The sequence below is a fragment of the Dyadobacter sp. 676 genome (genome assembly GCF_040448675.1).
Taxonomy (GTDB): Bacteria; Bacteroidota; Bacteroidia; order Cytophagales; family Spirosomataceae; genus Dyadobacter.
The window spans coordinates 6,882,607-6,903,004 of record NZ_CP159289.1 but is presented as its reverse complement, the minus strand read 5'-3'; the positions used below and the strand labels follow the sequence as shown (position 1 = coordinate 6,903,004).

Genomic DNA, 20,398 nt, shown 5'->3' with positions numbered 1-20,398 from the left:
ACAACGGAGATCGCTATATACATCTGTGACGGTGGATAACTCCTGTATACTGAACCGTTTACGGGCAACCGGGCTATGATGACGTTAGCGATAGATTCGCCTGAGAATCAACGTTGAACTGGTAGCACACGTGTTGTAACCACTCCCGTAACCCTGAATGAAGGAACGGCACCCCGGAGAACTACAACATCGCCGCTATTATTTACGCCCAACGGAGCGACGTTGCTTGTGTTCACCGTGGAGAAGGTATTAAACAATTCATCCCCCGAATAATGAAGTTCGTCGGAAAAATAAAGAGATTTACAAATGGTCTGCCGGTAATATCCTACTTTTCCGCCTTCATCGATTCCGACACTGATGATACGCCAAATAAGCGGTTTTAACGTAAAGCACGTTTTCATTTTCATCTTTTCATCGCTGCTGTATGCCTTATGCCAGATGCTGCTGAGCAACATTGTGATGGAGGATGATTTATGGGAAAAGTTTGCCGTCCAGTTAACGGCCCACTACATTGTGGTATTTACGATGTGTGTGGTGGATTACAACCTGTTGATATTTTTGAATAAGCACCTGCCGTATTCCAGAAATATACTGTACCGGATTGCCGCGGACCTGGCAGGGCTGATATTAATATGTCTGACGCTGATATGGCTTTTCGATTTTACGATCTACAACATACTTCTTGTTCCCGCGGCGGGACTGCCTTCGTTTGCAACCAAATTTGCCTTGGGAATGCTCACCAATACGCCCATATTGCTGGTTTTTGAGCTGATATATTATTTCCGATCCGAACAAAAGGCGATCGCCGACTCCGAAAAGGCGAAGCGTGAAGTCCTGTTGTTTCAGCACGAGACATTGAAAGCACAGATAAACCCACATTTTTTGTTCAATTCACTAAATGTGCTCTCTTCATTGATTTACCTGAACCCGCAGAATGCCAACAAGTTTACCAAGGCGCTTTCCAAAAGCTACCGGTACGTACTTTCCCTGAACCAGCGAACTGCCGTAACGGTCGCAGAAGAAATGGAAGCACTTGACTCGTATATTTTCCTGATGCAGATGCGGTTTGAAAACGCATTCACTTTTAAGGTTCATAAACCAGGCGCATTTGAAAGCAATAAGATCGTACCCCTTACCATGCAGCTTCTTTTGGAGAATGTATTCAAGCACAATGTTGCAACCGAAGAAGCGCCTCTGGATATACAAATCACGATCGGAAGCGAATATGTTACGGTGGAAAATCAGGTACAGCCAACCAGCAACGCGGACAAAAGCGGTATCGGATTGAAATACCTGAAAAAGCAGTATGAGTTGCATGGTAAAGAAATTGTCGTGGAGCACACCGGCAGTCAGTTCATCGTGAAAGTCCCTTATATTCAGCCATGAAATACCTCATTGTAGAAGATGAGCGGTTTGCCGCAGAAGAACTGAAGCGCATGATGACCGCTTTGCGTCCAGGTTACATTTTGGAGAAACAAACCAAGACGGTGGTTGATACCATAGCATTCCTTAAAACATCAAATGTTGATTTGATTCTGATGGATATCAGGCTCGCCGACGGCAGTTGCTTCGAGATGTTCAACCACATAGAAGTAATAACCCCGGTTATATTCACGACTGCTTATGACGAGCATGCGATCAGGGCCTTCAAATTAAACAGCATCGACTACCTGCTAAAACCTTTCGAGGAAACTGAACTGGAATCGGCACTGATCAAATTCGAGAATATTTTCCATAATCATTCATACCAATCTAATTCCGAGCGATTTAAGCAGCTGTTGCCAGCCGGTAAGAAAAACCGTTTCCTGATTTCGAAAGGAGAAAACTATCATTACATAGAAACGACCGATATCGCTCATTTTTACAGCGAAGACGGTGTGGTGTTTCTGCACACATTCAACGACAAGCGATATATCGTTAATTACACGCTGGACCAGATTGAACAGCAGCTGGATCGCCAGTTGTTTTTTCGTGTGTCCCGAAACTGCATCGGCAATGTAAAAGCGATTGAAAATGTAGCCAAATATTTCAATAGCCGCTTGCAGCTTTCCTTTTCGCCGGCATGCCCGCATGAAGTGCTGGTGAGCCGGGTACGCGTTCCGGACTTTCTGAAATGGATGGACGGTGTTCTTGAATAGCTAACAACCGGCATTCACAATTCCATTCCCTGTATTCTGCACTTCGACCTGCCCATTCCGAACCCGATGGTTTATGCCTTTCGATGTTGCATTGTTCGGCTCACTTTTGCTGACAAATGAAATAAATGTAAACGCCGGTAACGGTCGAAGTCATGAAATCAGCATCATTATTTGCGGCAATGCTCGGGTCCTTGTTTTGCCTGGAAGCGAACGCGCAACAAGTCTCTTTTAAAACGGAGTTCATCGGAAATTCGGGTTACTGGTTTCTGCCAAACGGAGACAAACCGAAAGAAAAAATTGGTGATAGCAAGGGGTCTGCCATCATATATCAGGGCGCCGTGAATATTCCGCTGTCCACGAAAATGAATGAAAATAATCGTCCCACCGCCTGGGGCGTGGGTCTCAGCGGTGCCTACGCCTCGCTTGGCAATGAGAAATTCGGGGGCGAGATGGTTTCGGAGATCATGAACCTGCAATTGGGTGTTTACCACCTGCGGCCGCTAAACGGGAAATGGTCGGTCAGGGCCGGTGTGGGCATGGGAGTATTTACTCCGTCCACCGATTTTTCGAAGATCAGATTCAGGAATGTGCTTGGGAGTGCCGGTGTTGTTTTTATCCGCCATTTGAAACCAAACCTGGCTGTCGGAGGTGGCCTGGCACTGAACAGCTCCCTGGGTTATCCGATGGTATTTCCGGCCGTTTATGTGAACTGGAAACACCACGGGAAGTTCAATGTCAGCGCCGAGTTGGTCGATGGCCTGGATGTTGCGGCGAGTTACAGGTTCAATGACAATTTGAAACTTTCGTGGGCATTTGAAATGAACGGGCAAATGGCACTGCTCGAAAAAGAGGGCAAAGATGTCATATTCTCGCACCAATACATTGTCACAGGGCTGCGTCCCGAGGTGAAGCTCGGCAAGACCGGACTGACGGCGTCTGCCATGGTCGGCCTGAATCTATATCGTCCGGCTGCGTATAGCGACAGGACCTTGAAGGGAATGTTTGCTTCCAATAATGACTACTACTTTTCTGCGTCTCCATATGCGTCCATAGGCTTGAAATGGGACTTCAAGCTATGAGAATCAAAAAGACATTCGAAGACATGGGAGTAGGGGCCGTCTATGGTTTGGCATATGCGTTAAGTCTGGCCCCGATGTCGTTTCTGTACGGCATAGCTACCCTGGCATTCTTCCTTGCTTACTATATCCCCGGATACAGGAAAGCGGTGGTGGTTCAAAACGTGGCGCGCTGCTTTCCTGACAAGCGGTATGGGGAGATAATTTGCATTGTCAAGAAGTTTTACAGCTGTTTCACCGCCTATTTCGCCGAGATCCTGAAAGGCATTTCGGCGCCGGCAGCGGTGCTTGACAAACGGATTGTTCTTGAGAACGCCGAGCTTATCAGCGCGCACGTGCAAGCGGGAAAGAATGTCATTGCCTGTATGGGGCATTGCGGAAATTGGGAAATGCTGAATTTCATGCCCTACAAACTCGGGCTGCGTATGTACGCAGTGTATAAGCCCCTGCGCTCGCAGGCAATGAACAAGCTAATGATCAAAGTCCGGGCGCGGTTCGGTATGAAGCTGATACCCGACAAGCAGGTAGCGCGCCATATCCTTAGCAAAGGCCCGCTGCCAGCCGTGTACCTGTTCCTGGCAGATCAGTGCCCGTCAGGCGGAGACGAAAGGATCAGGCTCGAACTATTTGGCCAGCCGACTTATGTCATATCCGGTATGGAAAGGCTGGCCCGCCAGAGTGAATCGGCGGTTGTATTCCTGCACGTTACGTTGCTGGCAAAGGGATATTACAAAGTAACGTGCCTGCCGATATGTGCTCAAGCGCAGTCCACAAGAGAGGAAGAAATAACCAGAAAGTATGTCGCCTGTCTCGAAGACAATATCGTTGCAGAACCGTATGGCTGGCTATGGACCCACAAGCGATGGAAAAAATAGGAATCCGGCTCGTGGTGTGCCGTAAATTACCCCGGAAATTGTCGCAAACTCCCTCCTTTAAGCCTATACTTTATTATCATCTTTGTGCTGTTGTATTCAGTGGAGCAGTACCACTTTAAAAACGGGCGCAACCGAAAAGCCAGAAGAGTAGGATTAAAAAACACGATCATATGTCAACAAACAGCGTTTCCCTGCACAGGGTGATCAAGGCATCCCCTGAAAAATTGTACAAGGCATTTACCCAGGACCTGGCCCTGGCTTCCTGGCTTCCGCCATACGGCTTTCTTTGCACTGTCCATGAATTGAATGTAGAGCCCGGTGGTTCGTTCAGGATGTCCTTTCATAATTTTACTACCGGCAACGGCCACTCATTCGGTGGGAAATACCTTGAAGTCAAACCGAACGAACTGCTCAGGTATACAGATAAATTCGACGACCCGAACCTGCCCGGTGAAATGGTTACCACCGTTTGGCTGACGCAAACCCTGGTTGGTACCGAGCTCAAAATTTCACAGGAAGGAATTCCTGCCGCAATACCAGCCGAAATGTGTTACCTTGGCTGGCAGGAATCCCTGGAAAAACTTACGAAATTGGTCGAACCCAACATACCGGATGCCTGATAATAAGGTGAGGCTTTACCGGCGGGCACAGTACCGGCAAAGACGATTATTATTTAGGGCGGCAGTCACAGCGACTGCCGTCCCTTTTTGCTTTAAGCCACAGCTCGTTTTGGTGAAGAGCTTTTCCCGTAACATTGCCATGCTGTCGCTGATACGGTGCTTACGGGCCCTGCAATAACGAATCGTTGTCGGGATGCTTTTTATGGGGAGCATTTCGCTGACCGTCCGGCCGATCGCGGTTAAGAGGCTATCCATTGTTTTGCGAAGAGGTGTTGGATGTGAATAGCGACGGATAAGTCACAACCACCAGTCTCAAACGCGCCTGAAAAGGTGACGGGTTGTTTTAACCCTTACCTGTCAGATCAAGTAGTTGCTATTACAGATGATGCGGTATTGAAGCCTATCTGTCTGTCGCTCAGAGGGGCCTCTAAAAAGTGGACCATGCCTTCCGGATTGGGGCATGACCCTAAATCAATTTTTAACTATTTTTGAAGACAGGGTCAGGCTATAAGTTCTCCCCAGCCCCCATTTGGAATTTACACTAACGCATAATCCCTCCAAAATATTTTCCATTCAGGCGGGATGCTATTTTACAGCATCAAACGCATAGATATTTAAATTCGTACTCACGTATATTTTACCTTTGTTTCCGCTATATGCGGGTAATCCGGTAACAAATCCCCAAAACCAGGAGTCGGAACGTCCCTCTTCATATTTGTCCGGCGATTCCATGTTCCACAACATTTTCCCGGACTGTATATCGGCAGCCCGCAGCGCATTAGTGGCGATCCAATACACCGTGCCGTCTTGACAGTAGAGATCACTTGCAAATGCGCTTGATGGTAGCGACCAGCGTTTCGCCCCCGTCGTTTTATCCAAGCAGTACAATGTGGCGTCGCCCGAATTAATGAGTAGGTTTGAGCCGTCGACAATCAAATCCAATGCAGTTGTGTTGGTTTCTGTTAGTCGCGTTTGCCAAACCCTTTTACCAGTCATAACCTCATAACAATCCACAGTGGCGCGCGAAGTCATATAAACAAAGTCGCCGTCGATAACGGGCACGACGCTCGCAGTTGTGCCGTCTTCACTAATACCCATAGGAATTCGGTCATATATCCATTTTCTTGTATCCAGATCATACACGCCGAACAGGGCATGTACGTTAGAGTACTTTACTACCGGACCCGGCTCCGCGTAGGGTATGATCAAGTAGCTTTTCCCGTCCTTTTTGAATGCATGAAAGTTTACAATCGCACCACCCATATCCACGCGACCATCAACTTTCTTAAAATACTCATCGCTATACTTCGGCATTGCGATTTGTCGCAGGTCGCCATTCTGATAATTACCCTCATAAATAGCATCTTTGGCAATATCGAGCGCCATTATTTCTGGGTCGGACGCTTTGATAAAGTAACGGTCGTCAAGAAAGGAAGCGTGTGGGCCAATACCAGGTAGCTCGCTCTTCCCTTTCCATATGGTCTTGCCTGCATCGGTGTCAACAAAATACCGGGATCGCCCATCATGTAAAAGCATCCTGCCTTTCTGAACATCAATGCCCTGACGAATGGTGTTGGCGATCCTTTTGTCGAACAGGTCGTCCCATTCCCAAATGTTCCTTCCTGTTTGCATGTCTTTAAGTTGTAGGAAATTGTCACCATAGCCTTCCGGCGGCGTAGAATTTTTCATTGCCACGCAAAGAAGCCCCTTCTCATCAACTAAATATCCTCTTGATATTGCTGACAAGCGGGCACCGTCCGAGATACGGGATTTCCATAAAAAGGGCATTTTAGTAACCACGCCATCCTTGTCGACCTGGGTACCAATCTTCTCCTGGTTGCAGCTCTGCAACCAGGAGAAGAACAATATAAATAGTAGCTTACGCATTTATCTGAGGTCAATTTGGAAGTGACCACTTTGGTCACCGTTATTGAAAACCCAATCCAACGTCGGTCTTACCCTATCCGGTCGTTTAAATTCGCCATGATTTGTGTTGGGAGCTTCCAGGTGGATTCCTTGCCAGCTTCCTCCATCATTCGTCGCTGATCGTTGGGTTACTACTCCGTCACTCGGGTAGTCATGGTACACGGTATAAAAATGATATACCTGATCTGTACAGTAGTCATCACAATAACCGGGTGGGGGACTTGATGCATAGCACGCTTGCCATTGGTTTGCATCGCACGTTACAACAGTTTCATACCATGAGACCAATTCTGTATAATTAGAACCAATCACTTCCTCCCATCCGGCGTTTGAGTCATTGTTAACCCAGTTTTTACCTTCTTCCCATTTGCCCTTGCGCCATTGATGGAACCCATGCATGGGCAGGTTTGCCCAACTCAATGCTTCCTCACCATTTGCGATTGTATTATAAATATCAGCGGCAGTCGACGCAATACTTACTCCCTGATCATCAGTTCCATTGTCAGAAGAATAAGTACCGACAGTTCGCCATAAAAGCGGGTAAACTTCGTTTCCCCAAATAAGTATTTTCGGTACGGTAGCACCCTGAAATTGGACGCCGGATTGATAGTTACTATTGGGGTGCAAATCTACCGCGGTTTGTCCCACGAGCCCGAAGCTATTCATTAACGTACTGTTCGCTTTGGACGCAAGCGTGCCGGAAAAAAAGCTGGCCGAGAATACTCACTTGGTGGATTAGTATTCCTAGGTTCGGAAAGATTGGAGGTGCTGTTCCTGCTCCAACTCCCGGTCCGGCCATCATCCGGTCGATACCATTGTTGATGAACGCAGTGTTTGTTCCATCCGAAGCCGATGCAGATATTTTTGCACCTCGCAAAGGTGATCCCATGGTTACTATGCCTCTCCAGTGCAAATTGTTCCAGAAACTGACTTGTCTCGCGGCCGTTCCTCCCAGGCTATGGCCTATGCCAAGCCTGTTAGCTCCTCCTGTGCTTCCTTGAACTGCAGTCGCTATGTTAGCAATCCCGTTACTCGTATTGTATCCCTGACGGATTGGGGTAACTACTCGTCGCAATGCATTATATAATGGGGCTAATTTTTCATATCACAAATTGTCTCCTAACGTACCGGTTAATTTGTATTGTATTGTCTTTGTTTAACGCAAGTTATGGAAATGAAAGTGCCTTGTATGCTGCCCTTTTCTTTGCTATTTTACCTGTACATGCAGAAGTTATTTCCTGGATTGCTGCCTCAAAAATTCTTGGCTGTACTTTATTTTCGCTAGTTGCATTAATTTCATTTGCGAAAAACCTTGAAAAATCATATTTTTTAAGGAACCTAAGTACTGTCGGGTCCTTAGTTGCTGCTTTTGGTTTTAAAGAACAGGCAATCATGGTTCCGCCAATATTAGTTTTACTGGCAGCAATGTATCAAAAGAAGGGACTGTCAATGGCATTAGCTAAACACGGGTACCTGCTAATACTTAGTGAGATGGGGTTGTATTGGTCATATCTTGGTTCTCTTGGCTTAGCCCACGTCTTTCCTAAAAAACTAGCATCGGGAATAATCCATACATTTTGTATGCCGTTGTACGGTCTTTATCTATATGTTCAACATGCATTTATTCCTTATAATTTAGCTATTAGGTATTCTTTGAGGTGGATCCGAAAATCGGCACACATTTTTGCACAACCTGATGCAAAATGAAAGACCCCAAATCGGTAAAAATTCGTAGGAACTACGATGCTGAGTTCAAAGAGGAAATGACCAGAATGCTGGCTTCCGGCAGGAGCGCCAAGGAAATCTCGGAGGCGTTTGGAATTGCCGAGAATCTTCTCTATCGTTGGAAGAGAATGGCAACAAAAAAGACAAAATCGAATAGCGAAGCAGATCGCAACGACAAAGCAGCGAAACTGGCTGCGGAAGTTGCTAAACTGCGTGCTGAAAATGAACGCCTGAAAACCGACCGTGAAATCCTAAAAAAAGCCTTAGGTCTTTTGAGCCAGTCCGACTCAGGGACGTCTATGAGCTGATATGCTCTCTTTCTCGGACGCACAAGACCAATTATTTATACTCACTTTTTGAGGTTAGCCGTACAGCTTATTACCGCTATCGGCGAGGGGAAAGCCATAATGCTGACAAAAATATAATCGGCCAAAGCATGAAGTGCGGATTGAGTTTATCCGGAATTTTAAGCGGTACGGTAGCAGACGCATTAAGGAATCTCTGAAACAAAAGGGTATAAAAATAGGTCGTAGGAAAGTTGTTAAAATAATGCGAAAAGAGGGTTTGAGAGCTATTCAACCGCCGAAATTCGTTCCAAGAACGACAGACAGTAGGCAGTATCCGGCCTATCAACTACGTATTTGTTAATTGGTGAACCTTGTTAAAGTGTTGCGGATACAGGTCAGTGATGTTTTTATGATTGATTGTGGAGATGTTTAGTAGAGTGTTTTTTAGCCAATTGTAGGGATTGACGTTGTGTTTTTTGCAGATAGCAAAGAAGGAGTAGATCATAGCAGCCCGCTGTGCTGCTTCGTGTGAGCCAGCGAATAAATAGTTTTTCCGGCCCAGGGCCAACGGGCGTATAGAATTTTCAATTTGATTATTATCGATCAACAGATTTCCGTCGTATAAGTAGGCACTGAGTGCATCCCAACGGCCGTAACTGTACTGCATCGCCTTTCCGATCTGGCTTTTTGGGAGCGTACTTTTAATTTGTTCGAAGATCCATTTGCCCAGCTCGTTGATAACTGGAAGGGATTCTGTTAGCCGCAGCTCTTTGATTTCAACAGCATCCAGCATCAGTTGGCGGGCTTTCCGCTCCACAGCGTACAGTTGCTGGATCATCGATAGTGCTTTTTGCGCCCTGGTTTTGTCGTTGTCCAGGGCCCGTTCAAATTCCCGACGCGCATGCGCCCAGCAAGCAAGATGGATAACATCTTTCCGCTTCCCATGCTTTTCATAAACTGCGTAGCCGTCCGTCTGTAGATAGCCCTTAAAGCTTTCCAACATCGTCTTCGCTCCTGCTGAGCCTCTTGTCGGTTGGTAATCAAAGAGAACGACATCATCCAAAGGGCTGTGGTAGACCCAATAGTATCCCTGATGGCAAGCGCCTTTCTTGTCAGTTTCCAGTACTTTAATCGGACTTTCATCCACCTGCCAATAGCCCTTCGATTTCATATCAAAGACCAGTTGCTCATAAAGCGGTTCCAGCTTGATCAGCGCTTCTTTGGTCCATCCTTCAAGTGTTGAAGATGCGATCTGGATATTTTCCCTGGCAAAACGCTGCTTCTGCCGGTAAAGTGGAAGGTGGTCTTGGTATTTATCGGTTAAAATGCTAGCCAGCAGTCCCGCAGATGGTATTCCTTTGTCGATGACCCGCTCGGGAAGTTGACCGATTCTGACCCCTTCACCATTTTTGGGTGCATATTTATAGCGTATATATCTTTTGATCAAAAAGCGTGCGGGTTCGTAATCCAGCTCTTCAGTAACTTCCTTGCCGATACATACCATTTCAGAAAGATCACCGGCAGGATAAATCTCGATCTCTTCGACGGGTAAATGAGAAGGCAGTGCTGCACGGCCCTTATGGTTTGGCCTTTTACGGATGTAGCTGATTTTTTCATGCAGAATTTCTTCTTGTGCAGCAGCCTGTTCGCTAGGAGCTTCAAAGGGAAGCGCAATCTGGGCCGGATCTCCTTCAAAGCGTTCACGCTTTTGACCGAACTGCATCCGTTTGTACATCTCTACCTGAGATTCCAGGTATGCGTTCTGCTGGGTTAAACCCGATATCTGCTGATCCCGTTCTTTTAAAAGAGCGAGCAATTGGTCTTTATCCAGCGTTTCCAGCGGGGCATTTTGCATACTTAAAAGTACGGAAAAACAGCCTTTAAAGCTAGCAAAAGCACTTATTGCTGTAAAATAAAACGCTTTCTACGACTGCTTTTCAGTACCTGGATTCCTTCGATCATCAGCACCAGTTCGCTCCAAGAAATACTTCCGGTTGCCTGTTTTTTAGGGGAGGGAAAGGTGCCACTTTCCAGTCTTTTATAATAAAGTACAAAGCCTCCCGGCTCCCAATGCAGCATTTTAAGATGGGTCCGTCTTCGGTTAAGAAAGATAAAAACTTCGCCACTGGTGGCCACTCTACCTAACTCGGAATCCACCAGGCCACAGAGTCCATCAAAACCTTTACGCATATCGCAATCGCCTCGGTACAGATAATATTGGTGGGATGAACCCAGACTAAACATTAGTAAAGCCGGATCAACTCAGAGAGCACCGTCAGATCACCGCCCTGATAATTTACCTGCACGCCATTTGGATAAATGACTTCATAAGCATTGTCCATGGCCGAACGCTGGGCGGATATACGAACAAAACCCGTCGCTTTTTCAACCAACTTTTCCTTTCCGACCCAATAGCCAAATTTAGCTACTGTCATGCCGTGCAACTTGCAGAATTCACTTTGGCTCAGGCCACTTTTACGCCATTGTCTCACTAATTTGAACATTTCTTCTGACTGATCCATAATGCGTTATGTTTTTGCCAAAAGTAATCAGGCGGCCGCTGCTAAAAAATATGCACTTGATAGGCCGGATACAGTAGGCATGGGAAACGGGTATCCCCTAATCTTCTGCTGGATCAACCTAAGCCAAGCAAACCCAATTGTGTGTGGGTTTCCGATATTACATATATGCCTCTAAAAGGTGGCAAATGGGCTTATTTGTGTGTCTGGCTTGATTTATTCTCACGCCAGGTAGTTGGCTGGCAATTAGATGATAATATGCAAGAAAGTCTTGTTCGCGAGCCATTAGAAAGGGCTCTTTTGAAGCGGAAGGTAAAGCCAGGTATGATCGTACATTCAGACCGCGGCGGCCAATATCTTTCGTATAAAATGAAGAAATTGATCCGGACCTTTAAACTGAAACAGAGTATGTCGCGCGCCGATGATCCGTACGACAATGCGTGGGCGGAGTCGTTCTGGAGCAGGCTGAAGGCGGAGCTGAATATGCCGAAAGGTGGATATGAGAGCCTAGAAAAATTGAAGCTCGTCCTATTTGAGTACTTTGACGGATACTACAATACAAGAAGGCTGCATTCCTCTTTAAACTATCTGAATCCGGCCTCCTTTGAGGCTGAATATTATCGGCAAACCGGATGAGAATTCAAACTTTAAATATTTATTCACCCGCAAAAGTGTAAACCAAAACGGAACCACATCACTCAACTGGTTTTGGACACCAGTGTCCCCTGACGAAGTTCAGGTCAGGGTTTATTTTTCGCAACAAGGGGTACCTGAGACTGACGCCCAGGCGTTCTTTTGTCACTTCAAAACCAAGTTGTGGAAGAATAACCAAGGGGCAATGATAAAAAATTGGAAACAGCTTGCCTGGAACTGGATATGGCAACGAAGCTAAACTTAGGATATACCTTCATCTTGATTGGCTATTTAGGAGTATGCTCTAATTTCATTTCAGGGAAGTGGCATCTTTTGGGTTAGAGGGACTTGGTTGCTCGAAAGGTGCAAGCATGTCAAAAAGAGATCATATTCGATATGCATCGGGGATTTCCTTGGGGGTATCTGCGGGCAAATGGCTGGGAATTGATTCGAGGTTAGCCAAGTTGAATTGGATATCACGCTGAATTCGATATTTATAAAAGCTGGAAGTGAAAAACCATTTTCACTTCCAGCTTTTATAAATAATTTCCTAAGGGGCATTCATTGTGACGACAATGGGACCGGTTTCGTAGAACGTTGTTCCGACATATACCCTGGCATAAAAGCGGTAAGTTCCCGGGTCAAGAGGGGGAGGTGACACCCACTTCCCGAGGGCCCCCGGAGTGGTTGCTTCCTCAGCGGACAGCTTGTAAACACCTGCTTCACTGGCATCGGCTATCGCATACCCCATCAGGTTATCCCAGTCACCGGAAGTCGTCTTCGCCCGAATCTCTACGCCGGTGATGGTGGTACCTGCCGGGGCACAAGTGCGGACGCTGATGGGGATCATCACCCGGCTTGGATTAGTCGTACTACGGGTGCCCACCACAGTGGCTGGGGAGATCATACTGCCCGTCACGGAAGAGCAGCCCGCCAAATCTAGCCCTGCATGGTTTTGTGGGCCGGGAGCTGTGCCACTCCAAACGTTTGCCGTTTGTCCCACCTGACCATCAAAAACTACCGCATAGCCCCACTTGGCTGGATCATTGGTATAAGCAGTTGATGATCCAAAGCTTGACCCGGTCAGTTTTACATTTCCATTATAAAATTCCAGTTCTTGTAAATCCCCATAGCAATCCGAATCTGCTAAAAACCGTACATACCGCCAGGTAGTAGTTGTCTGAATAGGATATTCGTTCCAGCCCACAACAGGTGTTCCACTGATCGTGGTCAGTGTCGTCCAGCCATTGGCATTGGAAATATCATTCGATCCCTGGATAACACTACCTATAATGCGACCGGTACAGCACGTTTCGGGACGGGTGTGCAATCGTACCTTGGTGATATTGCCCGTGGAAGGAGGGGCATTCAGGGTGATGTTAAGCGAGTCACTTTTGTAGAAAGTTGTTCCGACATATACCCTGGCATAAAAGCGGTAAGTTCCCGGATCAAGAGGTGGAGGTGACACCCACTTCCCGAGGGCACCTGCGGTGGTTGCTTCCTCAGCGGACAGCTTGTAAACACCTGCTTCACTGGCATCGGCTATCGCATATCCCATTCGGGTATCCCAGTTGCCGGAAGTCGTCTTCGCCCAAATCTCTACGCCGGTGATGGTGGTACCTGCCGGGGCACAAGTGCGGACGCTGATGGGGATCATCACCCGGCTTGGATTAGTCGTACTACGGGTGCCCACCACAGTGGCTGGGGAGATCATACTGCCCGTCACGGAAGAGCAGCCCGCCAAATCTAGCCCTGCATAGTTTTGTGGGCCGGGAGCTGTGCCACTCCAAACGTTTGCCGTTTGTCCCACCTGACCATCAAAAACTACCGCATAGCCCCACTTGGCTGGGTCATTGGTATAAGCAGTTGATGATCCAAAGCTTGACCCGGTCAGTTTTACATTTCCATTATAAAATTCCAGTTCTTGTAAATCCCCATAGCAATCCGAATCTGCTAAAAACCGTACATACCGCCAGGTAGTAGTTGTCTGAATAGGATATTCGTTCCAGCCCACAACAGGTGTTCCACTGATCGTGGTCAGTGTCGTCCAGCCATTGGCATTGGAAATATCATTCGATCCCTGGATAACACTACCTATAATGCGACCGGTACAGCACGTTTCGGGACGGGTGTGCAATCGTACCTTGGTGATATTGCCCGTGGAAGGAGGGGCATTCAGGGTGATGTTAAGCGAGTCACTTTTGTAGAAAGTTGTTCCGACATATACCCTGGCATAAAAGCGGTAAGTTCCCGGATCAAGAGGTGGAGGTGACACCCACTTCCCGAGGGCACCTGCGGTGGTTGCTTCCTCAGCGGACAGCTTGTAAACACCTGCTTCACTGGCATCGGCTATCGCATATCCCATTCGGGTATCCCAGTTGCCGGAAGTCGTCTTCGCCCAAATCTCTACGCCGGTGATGGTGGTACCTGCCGGGGCACAAGTGCGGACGCTGATGGGGATCATCACCCGGCTTGGATTAGTCGTACTACGGGTGCCCACCACAGTGGCTGGGGAGATCATACTGCCCGTCACGGAAGAGCAGCCCGCCAAATCTAGCCCTGCATGGTTTTGTGGGCCGGGAGCTGTGCCACTCCAAACGTTTGCCGTTTGTCCCACCTGACCATCAAAAACTACCGCATAGCCCCACTTGGCTGGATCATTGGTATAAGCAGTTGATGATCCAAAGCTTGACCCGGTCAGTTTTACATTTCCATTATAAAATTCCAGTTCTTGTAAATCCCCATAGCAATCCGAATCTGCTAAAAACCGTACATACCGCCAGGTAGTAGTTGTCTGAATAGGATATTCGTTCCAGCCCACAACAGGTGTTCCACTGATCGTGGTCAGTGTCGTCCAGCCATTGGCATTGGAAATATCATTCGATCCCTGGATAACACTACCTATAATGCGACCGGTACAGCACGTTTCGGGACGGGTGTGCAATCGTACCTTGGTGATATTGCCCGTGGAAGGAGGGGCATTCAGGGTGATGTTAAGCGAGTCACTTTTGTAGAAAGTTGTTCCGACATATACCCTGGCATAAAAGCGGTAAGTTCCCGGATCAAGAGGTGGAGGTGACACCCACTTCCCGAGGGCACCTGCGGTGGTTGCTTCCTCAGCGGACAGCTTGTAAACACCTGCTTCACTGGCATCGGCTATCGCATATCCCATTCGGGTATCCCAGTTGCCGGAAGTCGTCTTCGCCCAAATCTCTACGCCGGTGATGGTGGTACCTGCCGGGGCACAAGTGCGGACGCTGATGGGGATCATCACCCGGCTTGGATTAGTCGTACTACGGGTGCCCACCACAGTGGCTGGGGAGATCATACTGCCCGTCACGGAAGAGCAGCCCGCCAAATCTAGCCCTGCATGGTTTTGTGGGCCGGGAGCTGTGCCACTCCAAACGTTTGCCGTTTGTCCCACCTGACCATCAAAAACTACCGCATAGCCCCACTTGGCTGGATCATTGGTATAAGCAGTTGATGATCCAAAGCTTGACCCGGTCAGTTTTACATTTCCATTATAAAATTCCAGTTCTTGTAAATCCCCATAGCAATCCGAATCTGCTAAAAACCGTACATACCGCCAGGTAGTAGTTGTCTGAATAGGATATTCGTTCCAGCCCACAACAGGTGTTCCACTGATCGTGGTCAGTGTCGTCCAGCCATTGGCATTGGAAATATCATTCGATCCCTGGATAACACTACCTATAATGCGACCGGTACAGCACGTTTCGGGACGGGTGTGCAATCGTACCTTGGTGATATTGCCCGTGGAAGGAGGGGCATTCAGGGTGATGTTAAGCGAGTCACTTTTGTAGAAAGTTGTTCCGACATATACCCTGGCATAAAAGCGGTAAGTTCCCGGATCAAGAGGTGGAGGTGACACCCACTTCCCGAGGGCACCTGCGGTGGTTGCTTCCTCAGCGGACAGCTTGTAAACACCTGCTTCACTGGCATCGGCTATCGCATATCCCATTCGGGTATCCCAGTTGCCGGAAGTCGTCTTCGCCCAAATCTCTACGCCGGTGATGGTGGTACCTGCCGGGGCACAAGTGCGGACGCTGATGGGGATCATCACCCGGCTTGGATTAGTCGTACTACGGGTGCCCACCACAGTGGCTGGGGAGATCATACTGCCCGTCACGGAAGAGCAGCCCGCCAAATCTAGCCCTGCATAGTTTTGTGGGCCGGGAACTGTGCCACTCCAAACGTTTGTCAATTGTCCATCAAAAACCACATTATAGCCGTAAGTGGCGGGATCGTTGTTGTAAGCGGTTGAAGACCCAAACCTTGATCCGTTTAGTTTTACATTTCCATTGTAAAACTCCAATTCCTTTATGTCTCCATAGCAATTGGCCCCTGCCAGGAACCGCACATATCGCCAGGCAGTAGTTGTCCGGATAGTGTATTCATTCCATCCTGCAACCGGTGTTTCAGTTATAGTGGCCAGGGTAGTCCAGCCATTGGGACTGGACATATCATTTGATCCTTGAATAACACTACCGACAATACGTGCGATACAGCAAGTTTCGGAACGGGGATATATTCTGACTTTGGTGATATTACCCCCGATGTTCGATGGCAAATCGACATTTTTAACTTTACTCCAGATGCGGTCCGCGATCTCCAACATCCCGGCGTCGCCCGGATGCCGGTCACCCGTGTTGTTAGGGAACGCAGCCATGGATACCGGGTCGTTTCCTGCCAGATAAACAGGATTCGATATCATATCGCTCAGACTTACGAAGGGCAATCCACGCTCAGTCGCCACTTGCTGAATTTTGGCATCAGCGAGTGGTTGGTCCGGCCACATTGAATTGGTCAGGATTACTTTTGCGCCGGGTGCACTTACTGCCAGTACTTTGTCGATCAACGTGTTATATGCTCCTTTGAAATTGTTAAGCTCGACCTCGGTATCAAGAACATTTTCTCCCAATCGGATAATGACAAGGTCAGGCTTCCAGGATGACGAGCCAAAGCTATTCTTAATACGGTTTTGAAGGGCCGTAAAATCGTAAGTAACCCAACCCGCAGGGCTGCTGATATAATCCCGTTCAAAAGGTGCCTCCCATAGCGGCAGTACCTGCGCGTTAGGATCGAGTTGTTTGAAACGGGCTTCAAGGATATGCGCAAAGTCTTTTGCTTGTGTGGATGATGCTCTTCCCCAGCCCCCGGCTGCACTAAGCGCAGGCGATTGCCATCCATCAGAACCAGTCTGAGCTACTAGCTTGGTAATGCTGTTTCCTATAATGACTACCCGGCTATATTTGCCCGATGAGAGTGATGGAGTAACTATCGGTTCAGAGACTAACTTGGGTGTACTACATCCCGAACTATTAATTAGGTTATAAGAGTTTGATTGAAGTAAGTTGTTCCAATGATCCTTTACTGTAATTAATCGATTAAAGCCGTCGTATGCGTAGAACGTGTTAAAGCTGGCAGGATCTTTAATGGAGATAATCCCCACCAAAGGCTTGTAGTCGTAAGTTGTGGTTTGGTTACCAATTGTCTTGGACTGAAGAAGACCAATCTTATTCCCATCATACCAGCTAAAATAATTCCAGACACCGTCCCGACCTTTAAAGCGCTTTGGTTCACCGTTCGGAGTGTATCCATTTGCATTATCGGATCCAAAATCACCCACTAGATTTGTGTACCCGGAATTGTATTTAAATAACCCTGAACTGATGAGCGATAAAGGTACAACTGTCTGAGGCACCGGGTTAGCGAAGCTGTAAACTCTTTCAACTTGCACATTGTTATAACCCGAAGCAGCGTTGTATCTCCTAAAAAGGTTAACGTTTCCACTAGCCATTGCATCTGTGCCATTTTCATCGTTCCAGACTTGCTGTTCTACCAGCACTCCGTCCATGCCCAGGTTTTTCATGCTTAAAATACTCTGAGACGCTTCATCAGAACCGGTGGTGGTTTCATAGTCATATACGTATTTATTGAGCGTTCTGATAGTTTTTCCGCTTCTGGTATTACTGGCTTCACTTTGTAGTCCCAAACCATTGTACCTATAAGTAACTAAATCCAAAGTGAATTTAGCGGTGTCAGCCTGATCGTAGGTGTAATTTTCTACCTTTTGAGGAAAGTATTGAAAGGCATAATTTTTGTATGCATACGCCTGAACTACTTTAATCCTTTCATCTCCGCATATGGCGAATAAATTTGCTGAGAGCCCTCTTGCAAAACGAGAATTGTATCGTTGATAAGTAAAACTTCTTTTGCTAACCAAAAGGTTGTCTTTTGAATAGTAACTTTCACTTAGAAGTTTTCCTCTTTCCAGAGCAAGACTATTTTTTTCCTCGTACAAGCTGGCTCCATCTCCAATTCTTTGATTATTGGTAATTGCTTCATCCAAATGCAATCCATCACTGGATTCATAGTTCGTAAATTGATGAACCTTATAGCTGCCATCCCCGAACTTTTCTTTTACCTGCCGGTACCCAATGTGAGAGCCAGATGAATTGGCTGATAGAGGCAATGTATTTTGTGACGACACATAATGAGCACTATATGTACCGGTCGCGCCAGTCATCTCATCAACTTTTAGTGTTACGTCATAAATATATTGAGGTTTTCCGTTGAGAATACCACTGGATTTTTCCGTGCCGTCAACAAATTTATATTCATACTCCTTAGCTTTTACCTGGGTGCCATCATTGATTTTGATTTTTTTTATCCGAATTCCTCCCACACTTGAAGTCGAATTATCCAAGGTAACACTTCCATCTAAATTGAACTTCTGGTACTTATAGGCATCATGAGGTTCATACTCAAATTCACTTGTGCCGCCGGTAGGAAATTCTATTTTTGACAGCGTTCCCTCTTGTAAAACCGTCAGCTGATTAGAGGCGTTTTTGTGGTTTTCGTAGTTGGTCGGAAACGAATTTAAATTATATGTATTTTTATTAAAAAAGCCCCAATGATCTGTTTGGTCAGCTTTATCAAGATAATCCGGTAATGGATTATTCGTGTCGTGGTGGTAGAAAAACTTATAAAGTTCCTTGCAGTTCGCGTCAATAGTTGAAATTTTGTTAATGGCCGTTAAATAAAGTCGCGAGTTCGGATTGTCTACGTAGTCGAATGAGAATTTATTAGTAGCAATGGCGTCATTTGCCTGGATGGTAATTGCTTTAAGCTTTCGCCATTTCAAATTTCCTACAATGTTGTTGGCCAACTCAGCTCTGACTGAATAAAACTCACAATTGAAACAAAAAAACTTATTTTGCATTTCTGTAAGATCGCCACCTGTAAGATAATATTTATAAGCAACTGGCAAGGGTCCGGTAAGAGGTTCGGCTTGGTTATTTCGAAGTGTCCAGTATTTGGCGCTAAAAACATGAGGTTTGTAAGGTAACTCATTTGTTGTTTCAGTATCAAAAATAATCTTTCCCTTTTGAAACTTGATCTCTTTTAGATACGTGGGTCTTTGCAAGGTTCCGTTGTAGTGATTTGTTGAGTCCAGATATGCCGTATTGTAAGATGCACATTGGTAAGATACACCTGCACCCAAGAAGCCTCTGATCCTGCCCGATCCGGAAGTAGTTTTGTTTGCAAGTGAACGGTAAAATGAAGCAATAAATTTACCTTCCTTCAAGGGAGCTATTTCATAGTTAAATTCGACTATTTTTCCTTCCGTTGTTGTTATCTTTTTTAGATACCAGGTATCTGCCATCCAGCCTGCTCCCGGGGATGAGCTTGAAGAAAGATCTTTACTATCATCAACAAAAAACGGCAAACTGAATTCTATCGCACTGGTATTTCCTCCAAACTCGTATTTAGTTCCATCAGGCGTGGTTATAATAAAACCATTGTAGCTATAAAAGAAGTAATTGCTAGTCACCTCATCTTCACCATACTTTAATTCAGTACCTGGTTTGGTAAATTCGTTTGCCAGCAATTGTACTTTCATGGACGTCTCACTACCAACTACCCAGCTACCATCATAGTCTCTGTAAAACTTCCCGCTATATCCTAGAAAGTTAAAGTTGAATTCATCTGGTTGTAGATCTGCGTATAGCTTACTAAACTGTCCTGGTGGTGCAGTCGACATTTTTTGCTCGAAAAGCGTCTTCATGAATTCCTTAGTATCCCAGTTTGAGCTATTCAAATATGACGATTTGTAGTAGTATCCTAAATGCCTATATGAATTTTCAGGAGAACTTAACCAGGCAGTATAAGCAGTTTCGTCGTGGAATCCTTTTACAACCCTGGTTATAGCGCCTCCGGCATTTAAATTCCAGTTTAATCCAACCCATCCAGGATGCTGATTAACTCTTACTCCTGATGCATGGTAACTCAGACTGATAGGAACTTTAATTTTTCCTTCATCAATCGTGTAAATAGGAATGTCTATGTTGGGTGTACCTGTATAAAGTGAAACCGGGACCTCTCCATATAAGCCGATACTGGCTGCATTCGGAGTAGGCATTCCTATGTCTGGCTTTTGAAATTGCGCCAATGAAATGCTGCCGGACCCCACCCAAAGCAGGAGGAAAATATTCAGATAAATAATAAATTGCCTTATCCTGGTTTTCGAAAAAACATAGGAATCCCTAGAAGGCACAATGAAGGCTTTCATAATAGA

The 20,398-nt window shown here is 46.4% G+C and carries 14 protein-coding genes and 1 pseudogene; 9 read left to right on the top strand and 6 right to left on the bottom strand.

Annotated features, from left to right (window positions below; all coding sequences use genetic code 11):
- The first annotated feature begins 357 nt into the window (after positions 1-357).
- The 5 genes from ABV298_RS30230 to ABV298_RS30210 all read left to right on the top strand — a co-directional run bounded on the left by ABV298_RS30230 (position 358) and on the right by ABV298_RS30210 (position 4,709).
- Positions 358-1,386, top strand: a complete 1,029-nt coding sequence (locus tag ABV298_RS30230; protein ID WP_353719840.1) for a histidine kinase — start codon at positions 358-360, stop codon at positions 1,384-1,386.
- A complete protein-coding gene (locus ABV298_RS30225; protein WP_353719839.1) occupies positions 1,383-2,138 on the top strand; it encodes a LytTR family DNA-binding domain-containing protein in 756 nt (251 codons plus the stop codon). The genes ABV298_RS30230 and ABV298_RS30225 overlap by 4 nt, the downstream gene beginning before the upstream one ends.
- 152 nt (positions 2,139-2,290) lie before the next feature.
- The gene (locus ABV298_RS30220; protein ID WP_353719838.1) at positions 2,291-3,217 is read left to right on the top strand and encodes a DUF6268 family outer membrane beta-barrel protein; all 927 of its coding nucleotides are present in this window, start codon (positions 2,291-2,293) and stop codon (positions 3,215-3,217) included.
- Positions 3,214-4,089, top strand: coding sequence for a lysophospholipid acyltransferase family protein (locus ABV298_RS30215; RefSeq protein ID WP_353719837.1), 876 nt, complete (start codon positions 3,214-3,216; stop codon positions 4,087-4,089). The genes ABV298_RS30220 and ABV298_RS30215 overlap by 4 nt, the downstream gene beginning before the upstream one ends.
- 170 nt (positions 4,090-4,259) lie before the next feature.
- On the top strand, positions 4,260-4,709 hold the full coding sequence (locus ABV298_RS30210) for an SRPBCC family protein (protein WP_353719836.1): 450 nt from the start codon (positions 4,260-4,262) through the stop codon (positions 4,707-4,709).
- 585 nt (positions 4,710-5,294) lie between these two features.
- Here ABV298_RS30210 and ABV298_RS30205 read toward each other — a convergent pair.
- Positions 5,295-6,596, bottom strand: coding sequence for a PQQ-binding-like beta-propeller repeat protein (locus tag ABV298_RS30205; protein ID WP_353719835.1), 1,302 nt, complete (start codon positions 6,594-6,596; stop codon positions 5,295-5,297).
- Complete coding sequence (locus ABV298_RS30200; protein WP_353719834.1) at positions 6,597-7,262, bottom strand: hypothetical protein; 666 nt, start codon at positions 7,260-7,262, stop codon at positions 6,597-6,599.
- A gap of 519 nt (positions 7,263-7,781) precedes the next feature.
- Here ABV298_RS30200 and ABV298_RS30195 point away from each other — a divergent pair.
- The 3 genes from ABV298_RS30195 to ABV298_RS30185 all read left to right on the top strand — a co-directional run bounded on the left by ABV298_RS30195 (position 7,782) and on the right by ABV298_RS30185 (position 9,008).
- Positions 7,782-8,342 (top strand): hypothetical protein, encoded by a 561-nt coding sequence (locus ABV298_RS30195; protein ID WP_353719833.1) that lies wholly within the window; start codon positions 7,782-7,784, stop codon positions 8,340-8,342.
- Complete coding sequence (locus ABV298_RS30190; protein WP_353719832.1) at positions 8,339-8,668, top strand: transposase; 330 nt, start codon at positions 8,339-8,341, stop codon at positions 8,666-8,668. Before ABV298_RS30195 ends, ABV298_RS30190 begins: the two co-directional genes overlap by 4 nt.
- Before the next feature lie 133 nt (positions 8,669-8,801).
- Positions 8,802-9,008, top strand: a complete 207-nt coding sequence (locus ABV298_RS30185) for an IS3 family transposase (RefSeq protein ID WP_353719831.1) — start codon at positions 8,802-8,804, stop codon at positions 9,006-9,008.
- On the opposite strand, the gene ABV298_RS30180 is transcribed toward ABV298_RS30185, so the two are convergent.
- The 3 genes from ABV298_RS30180 to ABV298_RS30170 are packed head-to-tail and all read right to left on the bottom strand — an operon-like array spanning position 8,994 to position 11,169.
- Positions 8,994-10,502: an IS66 family transposase gene (locus ABV298_RS30180; RefSeq protein ID WP_353719830.1), complete on the bottom strand. Its 1,509-nt coding sequence runs from the start codon at positions 10,500-10,502 to the stop codon at positions 8,994-8,996. The two genes, ABV298_RS30185 and ABV298_RS30180, sit on opposite strands and share 15 nt — an antisense overlap.
- 44 nt (positions 10,503-10,546) lie before the next feature.
- Complete coding sequence (tnpB, locus tag ABV298_RS30175; RefSeq protein ID WP_262892458.1) at positions 10,547-10,891, bottom strand: IS66 family insertion sequence element accessory protein TnpB; 345 nt, start codon at positions 10,889-10,891, stop codon at positions 10,547-10,549.
- Positions 10,891-11,169, bottom strand: coding sequence for an IS66 family insertion sequence element accessory protein TnpB (locus ABV298_RS30170; RefSeq protein WP_188939487.1), 279 nt, complete (start codon positions 11,167-11,169; stop codon positions 10,891-10,893). The genes tnpB and ABV298_RS30170 overlap by 1 nt, the downstream gene beginning before the upstream one ends.
- 81 nt (positions 11,170-11,250) lie before the next feature.
- Between ABV298_RS30170 and ABV298_RS30165 the strand changes: the two are divergent.
- Positions 11,251-11,802: pseudogene (locus ABV298_RS30165) on the top strand (IS3 family transposase); the annotation flags it as partial.
- Between the two features lie 547 nt (positions 11,803-12,349).
- Here ABV298_RS30165 and ABV298_RS30160 read toward each other — a convergent pair.
- Entirely contained in the window at positions 12,350-20,392 is an 8,043-nt protein-coding gene (locus ABV298_RS30160; RefSeq protein ID WP_353719829.1) for an SGNH/GDSL hydrolase family protein, read from the bottom strand.
- Positions 20,393-20,398: the final 6 nt, after the last annotated feature.